At 63.8% G+C, this 9,303-nt stretch carries 7 protein-coding genes; 3 read left to right on the top strand and 4 right to left on the bottom strand.

All coding sequences use genetic code 11. The features are described from left to right. Window positions 1–161 precede the first annotated feature (161 nt). On the top strand, window positions 162–716 hold the full coding sequence (locus AUR66_RS01480) for an FAD-dependent oxidoreductase (RefSeq protein ID WP_058570761.1): 555 nt from the start codon (window positions 162–164) through the stop codon (window positions 714–716). Between the two features lie 51 nt (window positions 717–767). Here AUR66_RS01480 and AUR66_RS01475 read toward each other — a convergent pair whose 3' ends face one another. Next, on the bottom strand, window positions 768–1,658 hold the full coding sequence (locus AUR66_RS01475) for a DMT family transporter (protein WP_058570760.1): 891 nt from the start codon (window positions 1,656–1,658) through the stop codon (window positions 768–770). A gap of 72 nt (window positions 1,659–1,730) precedes the next feature. On the opposite strand from AUR66_RS01475, the gene AUR66_RS01470 reads away from it, so the two are divergent. Both AUR66_RS01470 and AUR66_RS01465 read left to right on the top strand, forming a co-directional pair. Next, window positions 1,731–2,612 (top strand): DMT family transporter, encoded by an 882-nt coding sequence (locus AUR66_RS01470; protein ID WP_058570759.1) that lies wholly within the window; start codon window positions 1,731–1,733, stop codon window positions 2,610–2,612. Between the two features lie 163 nt (window positions 2,613–2,775). Next, window positions 2,776–4,893, top strand: a complete 2,118-nt coding sequence (locus AUR66_RS01465; protein WP_058570758.1) for a hybrid sensor histidine kinase/response regulator — start codon at window positions 2,776–2,778, stop codon at window positions 4,891–4,893. A 6-nt stretch (window positions 4,894–4,899) separates the two neighbouring features. Here AUR66_RS01465 and AUR66_RS01460 read toward each other — a convergent pair whose 3' ends face one another. From AUR66_RS01460 to AUR66_RS01450, 3 genes are all read right to left on the bottom strand, one after another. Further along, the gene (locus AUR66_RS01460; RefSeq protein WP_058570757.1) at window positions 4,900–5,379 is read right to left on the bottom strand and encodes an SRPBCC family protein; all 480 of its coding nucleotides are present in this window, start codon (window positions 5,377–5,379) and stop codon (window positions 4,900–4,902) included. A gap of 324 nt (window positions 5,380–5,703) precedes the next feature. Beyond that, window positions 5,704–6,891: a DUF3179 domain-containing protein gene (locus tag AUR66_RS01455; RefSeq protein ID WP_058570756.1), complete on the bottom strand. Its 1,188-nt coding sequence runs from the start codon at window positions 6,889–6,891 to the stop codon at window positions 5,704–5,706. 116 nt (window positions 6,892–7,007) lie between these two features. Further along, window positions 7,008–9,303, bottom strand: a 2,296-nt coding sequence (locus AUR66_RS01450; protein WP_231727713.1) for a glycoside hydrolase family 15 protein, incomplete at its 5' end; no start/stop codon positions are given.

Here is a 9,303-nt window from a genome sequence, read left to right as displayed (position 1 = left end):
GACCGAAGGTCAGTCGTCTCGTTCGCCAACCCGAAAGGACTGATTCGGGCGCGGAGACGGTAGCCAGTCGGGTCCGTTCGGCGAACACGTTCGAGAGTGGGTGTGCGACTCGTCATGGATGGCCCAAATCCTCATCTATCTCCGCACCGTCATGTATTGGCATGGCACGAGTAATCGTGGTCGGTGGTGGTGCCGCAGGACTCTCCGCTGCGTTGTTCGCGTCGAAAAACGGCCTGGACGTGGACGTATTCGACACGGACAAGACGTGGTTGCACAAGGCCCACCTGTTCAACTACCTCGGCATCGACTCGAAAGACGGAACCGAGTTCCTCGAAGACGCCCGCGAGCAAGTCGACGGGTTCGGCGCGACACGCCACGAAGCCGAAGTGACCGCTGTCGCACAATCGGGCGATGGATTCGTCGTCACGGCCGGCGACGAGGAGTACGAGGCCGATTACGTCGTCCTCGCCACGGGGACGAAGCGGAGCCTCGCCGAGGAGTTGGGATGTTCGTTCACGGACGAGGACGTCGTCGACGTCGACGTGACGATGGAGACGAGTGTCGAGAACGTGTACGCAACCGGCGCGATGGTCCGCGCCGAGGAGTGGCAAGCCATCATCTCGGCCGGTGACGGCGCTGCTGCCGCCCTCAACATCCTGACGAAGGAGAAGGGCGAACACTTCCACGACTTCGACACGCCGGCAGACGCCGAGTAGCACTTCTCCCGAGCGTCAGGTTCTCCACTCGGGCGCTGTCCGAACGCCGCGTTACGACTCTACGAGAACGACACCAGTCACGACGAGTGTCCCGCCGAGCACAGTCACCAGCGTCACGGGTTCGCCGAGGACGAGTGCACCCAAGACGAGCGTGCCCGCTGGTTCGAAGGTGCTGACGATACTCGCTCTGCTGGCGCCGATGCGGGCCATGCCGGCGAAGAACGCGAATATCGGGATTGCGGTGGCGAAGACGGCGATTGCACCGACGATGAGCCACGACGCAGTCTCGGTCGGAACCGAGAGTTGCCCCGTCGCAGTGCCGACGAGGAGGAACGACACGGCGGCCGCTGGAAGGACGTGCGCGGTGAGCGTCCGGGAATCGACCGTATTCAGTGCCCGTCGACCCACCACGATGTACGTCGCGTAGACGACGGCCGCGACGAGGACGATGAGGACGCCTCGTGGGTCGACGCCGGCGGGGTCTGCCCCTGTGATGAGGGCGACACCAGTGAGTGCGACGACGAGTGCGCTCACCGTTCGTCTCGTGACCGGTTCGTCGAGTGCGACGATTGCGAGGCCCACGACGAAGACTGGGTACGTGTAGAGGACGATAGATGTGAGTCCTGCCGTCAGGTACTCTAACCCGAGAAAGTAGAGGGAACTCATCGTGGCGTAGCCGAGACCACCGAGTCCGAGGCCGACGGCTAAGTCGCGCCCCGAGAGCAGACGTAGGTCACCGCGGAGAGCTAACCACGACCAGACGACTATCGTCGCGACGAAGAACCGAAAGAAGAGGACGGTCGGAATCGAGAGACCCGCCGCCGCGGCGAACTTGCCGAAGATGGCGAGCGTTCCGAACCCAAGTCCCGAGAGGGCGACGAGTCCAATCCCGAGTCGGTCACCCGTCTCGAACCTGTTTCTCGTCTCCAACCAGTCACTCATTATCGACTCACGGACGACCGGAGGCTAAAGAGATTCGCAAGCGGTAAGCCCTCACTCTTCATCGTGCGGGGTGTGACCACGTCTGCGCACGATGGCTCTCTCTCCCCGCTCACCGGTCTCGGCGTCGCGATACTGGCCGTCAGCACGAGCGCGATTCTCGTGCGCTGGAGTACCGCGCCGAGTCTGGTCAAGGCGTTCTACCGCGTCGTATTCACCGTCGCCTTGCTCGCCCCGGTTGCGCTCGTCCGGCATCGGGACGCACTAGCCAGTATCTCGCGTCGTGACCTCTGGGCAGCGAGCGGTGCGGGTGTCGCCCTCGCGGCACACTTCGCGTCGTGGTTCGAGAGTCTGAACCACACGACGGTTGCGGCCAGCGTCACGCTCGTCCAGGCGCAACCGCTCTTCGTCGCCGTCGGCGCGTGGGCGTTCCTCGACGAACGCGTGAGTCGTCGGACGACACTCGGCATCGGTGTCGCACTCGCTGGCATGGTGTTGATGTCGCTGTCTGACCTGCTCACCGCGAGTGGTGCCCCTCGCCCACTCTTCGGGAACACACTCGCAATCGTCGGCGCAGTGACTGCCGCCGCGTACGTCCTCACCGGGCGGAGCGTCCGCAGTCGCGTCGCACTCGTCCCCTACGTCGTCGTCGTGTACAGCGTCTGTGCGCTGGCGCTCCTCTCGGTCGCAGTCGCCCGCGGCGACCCGCTTTCTGGCTACCCACCGCGCGAATGGCTCTTGTTCCTCGGGATGGCTATCGGTCCCGGTATCTTCGGGCACACGGTCATCAACTGGGCGCTCGCGCACCTCGAATCGAGCGTCGTCTCGGTGTCGCTACTCGGTGAACCTGTCGGTAGCACCATCCTCGCTCTCTTTCTCCTCGGTGAGATTCCCACACTTCCGACGATTCTCGGTGGGGCTATCGTCCTCGGCGGTATCTACATCACCGCTTCGTGACCCGTGAGAGCGCTGCTCGCCAGCGGTGGTCCTGTGTCGGTTAGATTCTACGTTGACGTGTGAGCACGTCTCGCACCGAAATATGTCGGGGGATGCCACAGTGGGTTATCGCTGGTGATAACCGCGACATAACGCTCATATTACTGAGCGAGTGCAACACAGTATGGACGACGGCTCGGGTGCTGACGTACGCGTTCTTCACGTCGACGACGAGCCGAGCCTCACGGACCTCGTTTCTATCTATCTCGAACGCGAGGCGGGCGACGTCGACCTCTCGGTGACGACGTCGAACTCGGGGACTGAGGCGCTGGACCGACTCCGGCAAGAGCGAATCGACTGTATCGTCTCCGACTACGATATGCCCGATATCGACGGACTGGAGTTCCTCAGAGCGGTTCGGTCAGAACACCCCGACCTTCCGTTCATCCTCTTTACCGGGAAAGGCTCCGAAGAAGTCGCGCGCGATGCGTTCCGCGTCGGTGCGACCGACTACATGCAGAAGGACACGGGTACCGACCAGTACACGGTCCTCGCGAACCGCGTGGTCAACGCCGTCTCGCAGTATCGCGCGAAAGCCGCCTCAGAACGGTACGGAACTGCAATCGAAGTCCTCGACAGCGGTGTCTACTCGCTCGACAGCGACGCGCGCTTCTCGTCTGTCGACGAAGTCTTCTGTGACCTCACTGGGTACGACCGGTCGAACATCCTCGGCAGACGCTTCACCGACATCATCGAGGACGCTCCCGACAAATTCGAAGCAGTGTTCGACACGGTCACGAGTTCGACCGGGCCGGAGACAGAGCGGTTCGAAGCAGTTCTCGCGCCCGGCCCGAACTACTCACACGACGACCTCTTGTGCGAAGGGCACCTCGCGGCCCGACCGACAGAAGACGACGAACTGGGCGTCATCGGAACGCTCCAGGACGTGACCGAGCGCCGACGGCATCGGGACCGAATCAACTACGAGACTCGGCTGAAAGACGCCGTCTTGGACACGTCGACGTCGCTGATGAGCGCCGAAGCGGACGAAATCGGGACGAAGATAGAGTGGACGCTCCAGACGGTCGGTGAAGTCGCCGGCCTCGACCGGTGTTCCGTGTACCTCTACGACGACGAGACGAACGTCGCCGCCCGAATGCACGATTGGCAGAGTGGCGACCACACCGACCACCCCGATCGTATCTCGCTTCGAGACGCTCGCTGGTTGGTCCAGCGCCTCCACCGCTTCGAGAACGCGTGTCTCCACAGCGTGTCTGACCTCCCACCGGAGGCGTCGAACACGAAACAGGTCCTCGCAGACGCAGAGACCGGCGGGTTCGTCTCCGTCCCGATGGTTTCGAACTGGTCGCTCGTCGGATTCGTCGTCTTCGACGTGGTCGACGACGGCCGGTCGTGGACCGACACGGAAGTCGACCTGCTTCGGTCTGTCGGCAACAACATCACGCACACGCTGGCGAGACAGCGCAGAGAGCGCGAACTCCGGCGGCAGAACGACCGCCTCGAAGAGTTTGCATCGGTCGTCTCACACGACCTTCGGAACCCACTCAACGTCGCGAAAGGGTTCGTCGAACTCGCCCGCGAGGAAGACGACGTGACGTACCTCGACCGGGCACTCGACGGGGTCGGCCGAATGGACACACTCCTCAACGACGTACTCACGCTGGCCAGACAGGGCCGGAAAGTCGGCGAAACCAACGCTGTCGCCATCGAGAACGTGGTCGAACGAGCGTGGAAAGCAGTCGACACCGGCGACGATGCCGTTCTCATCGTCGAAGATGGCCTCGGGACCACGCCGGCCGACGAGGGACGCCTCCAACAGGCCTTCGAGAACCTGTTCCGAAACGCCGTGGAACACGGTTCCACGAGCAACCAGACCATGTCTGGTGACGCTGTCGAGCATGGCTCGACAGACCGTCGGAATCCTTCCGACGACGGTTCCGAGTCTGGTGCTGCGGAGGGTCCAGACTGTCACGCCGACGGTGTGGCTCGGAACCCGGATATCTTGGTCCGCGTCGGGCCGACAGAGTCCGGATTCTACGTCGCCGACGACGGCCCCGGCATCCCCGAGGACAAACGTGACACAGTGTTCGAACACGGACACACCACGTCCGAGTCTGGAAGTGGGTTCGGCCTCTCTATCGTCGAGAGCATCGTCGAGGCCCACGGCTGGGAGATAGCGGTCACCGACCCCGAATCCGACCTCGGTGGGGCGCGGTTCGAGTTCGACGTCGGCGGCGTTCGCTCAGAGGTCGAACCTCGGTTTTCCCTCAGCGACGACTGAGCATCCCTACTCTAACGCTTCCTTCGTCCGTCGATGTCGCTCACGGAACATGGGTTCGAACCCGATATCACCGAAGACGCCCGCGAGTTCGCCCAGCGGACCGAACGGGAGTTCGTACGCCACCCTGTCGTCGATAATCGTCTCGTCGCCGTCGGCGACGAAGCGATGCGTGTGTACCCAGCGTTCGAACGGCCCGCCGGCCATGTCGTCGCGGAACCACGCCGTCGACTCGTCTTTTTCGCGTCCGAGGATGCGAGAGACCCACCGCTGGCGTGGGCCGACACCGAACGGACGCATCGACATCTCGATTTCCGTCCCAGCGACGAGTTCGTCCGGGTTGCTGTCGCCGTCGGGCCCGCGAACGGCGACGATTTCGAGGTTCATCCACGCCGGTGTGAGGGCTTCTAACCCCGAGATATCGGAGTGGAACTCCCAGACTCGTTCGAGGGGCGCAGCGACGCGGGTCCGACGCTGGTACACTGGCATATGCGTTCGTTAGGTCCGAGACTGGAAAGCAGTGATGGCACCGAGCGACGGCGGCGAGAGGACGGGTGCCGTCGCTGACGATGCAGAAGACGCCTACGCGGCAACTCATAGGGCACGAACCGCGTAGGCGGGCAAGGGCAACGCTCGGCCGTCGTGGAATTCGGGTTGGCTGTCGGTGGACGGCCGGGAATCGTTGTATCACCACGACACGTGTCGTGGCGGAGATAGCTATTCGAGGAAACACCTTAATAATTTTGCATGTTTTGGTGAACGTCTCTGTCCGTGGACTGTATTGGCCACCTATCTGCTCGGGTCAGGACGCAGTCAGGCGTTCCACACCTCTGTGTCGGGGTTGAACGCGAGCCACGCGAACCACAGCATCGGCGCGTACTCGTTCGCCCGGTAGAGGTGCGTTCCCTCGTGTGGACCGTCGACTGCGCTCCCCGTGTGGATATTCCACCGTGACCCCCCACCGACTAACTCGTCGTCGACTCGCTCGAACTGGAGTGTCTCCTCGCCGACTCGTCGGTCGTAGGCGACGAGGGTGTAGCCCGGTGCAGTCGTGACGACGACGGGTACGTCACCGACGGTGTCGGCGACGACACCCGCCCACCGGACGCGAGTTTCTGCGTACGCCCGAGCAACGTCACCGCCGCGGACACCGATGACCAACTCCCGACTCGAAAGGCGTGTGTCGCCACCGACGTCTCCCGGTGACATGTCGGGGTACGCGTCCCAGACTCTCGCCCACTGGTCGTAGAGGTCGAACCCGTAGTTGAATCGCACCTCACCGACGACGGTGTCCGAGAAGGGCGGCGGCAGCAACACCTCCGTCTCCGGGACGGCCTCGCGCCACTCGCCCCACGAGGTCACTGTCGAAGGGAGTAGTTCCAGCCGTGTCTCGACCGCAGGGCCGCGAATCGCCGTCGCGAGCAGTTGACCCCAGAGGCTCTCCGTCGTGGTGTCGTACATGACGAGGTTCTCGTTCCAGAGGTACCCAGAGACGCCGAATGTCGTTTCGTCGTCGCCGACACGGCGCGTCGCGACCATCCCGCTTCGACACAGCGGGCAGTAGGTGACCACGACGGGGTGGTCGTCGAATCGGTCGTTGACGACTTCGTGCCAACTCAGGACTCGAAGCGGATACGCGCGGGCCACCCCGTCGCGTTCGACGCCGACGACGAGGTCGTCGTGGCCGAGTTGCGGACGGTACGTCCCACTATCGAGTTCGACTTCGACGTCCTCCCAGTCGGGCGCGAACGTGGGTGCCGTAATCGCCGGAATCGCATCTCTGGCCACTGACTGTCGAAGCTCCGACTCGGGAACTGGAAGCGTGATGGTCACCGGGAGCGGACGTGGTGCGTCGTTCTCGGCTGTGGTCGAAGAGGTCGCAGTGGCCGCTGGTTCATCGGAAGACCCTGCTGCGCGAGTCTCTCTGCCGACGCTGATGCCACACCCCGCTAACGAGACACCGCCGGTCGCTGCGAGAGCGAGAAACGCCCGCCTGTCCATGTCTCACTTTGTCGACCGACGAGAAAAACGACGGAGGAGTCGGGCAGTCGTCTCGCACGACCAACTGGTTGACCGTATCGAGTCAAGAGAGAAAAACCGAAATCGGGGCTGTCCGCCTAGAGCGTGAACCGCGAGACAGTCGTTCCGGCCTTCGTCAGGTCGGCGTGCGTCGCGGCGGCGACGGTCACTTGGTTCTCGCCGTACTCGATGGCGACTTCGACTTCGAACGACTCCGCTTCGGGTTCGACGAGCGTCGTCTCACCCGGCGTCTTCACCGCGACGACGGCGGCGTCAGTCTGCCCGGAGACGACGAGTTTGTCGCCCTTGAAGCGGGTGCTCACGCGGAGACTCGGCCCGGACGGGCGGTCACGTTCGACGTAGCGTTCACGGACGAACGCTGGTGTCTCGACCGGTTCGCCGGCGTCGACACCGTGCGCGAGGCGGACGAACTGCGCCATCGACCACGCGAGTGGCGTCGCACTGCCGGTCCCTTCGCCGAACTCCCAGTTGAAGGCCGTCGAGTGTTCGCGGTCCCAGACCTGCTCGGCCAACATCCGGCCGGAGTTGGAGAACGCTGCCATCGTCCGGAGGAGGTTCTCCGGCGCGAGTTCGCCAGATTCGGTTCCGGCGATGAGTTCGTACTCACCGCGTTCGCCGGTGAAGATAGGCCAGAGGCGACCCTTCCCTTTGGCGTCGATAGACCACGGAGCACCCTCTTCGTCGCGTTCGCGTTCGCCGTAGCCGTCACCGTTGTAGCGGTAGAACGCCGGGCCGTGCGGCGTATCGACGCGAATCGTCTCGTCTGTCTCTTCGATGGAGTTGCGGATTATCTCGTCGTCGGCCGGTTTGATACCGAGGCGCGTCAGTTCGAGGAAGCCGCCGTCGATAATTTCGCGTTCGTCCAGCGTCGGGCCGTTGTTCGCCAGCGTCCGGAGGTGTCCGGCGTCGGGTTCTCCGTCTCGGGTGATACGGACGTAGTACGGCGTGTTCGTGTGGCGGTCGGTGCCCGTGCGGGTCGCCGTCCAGTCGTCCACGCGTTCGGTCCAGTCGTCCGCGAGGGCGAGCCACACGAGGGCGTCCTCGTCGTGGCCCTCGTCGAGTGCGACGGCGGCCGCGCAGGCGAGTCCTGCGATTTCGGCCGCGATGGACGACGGCGAGTATCCGGCTTCTTCCTCCCATCGTTCCTGTGCGGTCGGCGGTCCGTTTCGAGCGACGTAGTCCGCAGACCGTTTGACGTTGACGTAGTCGTAGTCCACGTCGTCGAAGGTCACGCCGTGTTCTGTGAGCATGTACGCCATCACCTGCGGGAACGAGATGTTGTCCATCTGCTCGCCGCCCCAGCGAGTCCGGCCGTTGAGGTAGGTGTTCTGCGGGATGAATCCCCGGTCGTCTTGCTGGTGCGTGTAGATGTACTCCAGCGCGTCGATGGACGTCTCGATGTCGCCGACGGCCTCGAAGACGGTGAACACCTGATAGAGGTCACGCGACCAGACGAAGTTGTACCCGTACCCCTTCGACTCCTCTGCGGGGACGACTTCGCCCCACGGAACCGACGGCGACGCGATGCCCGCGCCGAGGTAGGTCTTGTCTTCGACTGCCCGGAGACTCATCAGACACGTCTTGTACTGTGCCGTGAGGTCCGGGTCGCTCGCGACGGATGCCGGGAGGTCTTTGTCCGAGAGGAACTCCTCCCACGAGTCGCTGTACGCCCCACGAACCGTCTCGTAGCCACGGGTGAGCGCACCGGCAGCCTCGCCGAGCGCAGCGGCGGTGTCGGCGTGTTCGGCCAAGCCGAGTGCCAGCGTCTCCGAGAGGTCGTCGCCCGTCCCGATTCGGCCGACGAGGACGACGTTCTCGTCGTCGACACGCTCTTGTGCGGTCGGCAGTTCGCCCTTGGAGAAGAACTCCGCGAGGTACTTCGACCCGGCGACGCCGACGGTTGCCCACTCGAACCGCCCGGCAGTAGTCAGTGCGATGGCGACGCTGTACTCTTGACCGTTCTCGTCGATGAGGAGTGTGTCGCGTCCCTCACCGGCGTCGAACGCGCCGGCGTCGCGCGCAACGAGGTGGTAACTTCCGAGTTGGCCGAGGCGGATACCTCGGTCTTTCGTCCCGGTGTTGGCCAGTGCCGTGTCGGCGACGGTGTACAGTTCGTACTCGCCGCCGTCGAAGGATTCGAACTGCACGTCCGCGAGCATCGCGTCGTGTTCTGGGTCGATGGTGTACTCGACGGTGAGTTCCCACTCGTGACCGCGGCCATCACCCGTCTCGGTGATGACGTGCCGGAAGATGAGTGCGTCTTCTTCGACGATTTCGGCGCGTCGTTCGACGGTATCTGCGTGGTCGTCGCGGCGCGTCTCGTTGTGGGTCCGCGCCGTGTACTCGGCTTTCGGGTCGGCGTCGACGACGAGG

Origin of the sequence: Haloferax profundi (assembly GCF_001469865.1) — an archaeon.
Lineage (GTDB): Archaea > Halobacteriota > Halobacteria > Halobacteriales > Haloferacaceae > Haloferax > Haloferax profundi.
Note: the sequence above shows the minus strand (reverse complement) of the source record. Positions and strands in the feature narration are given on the sequence as shown.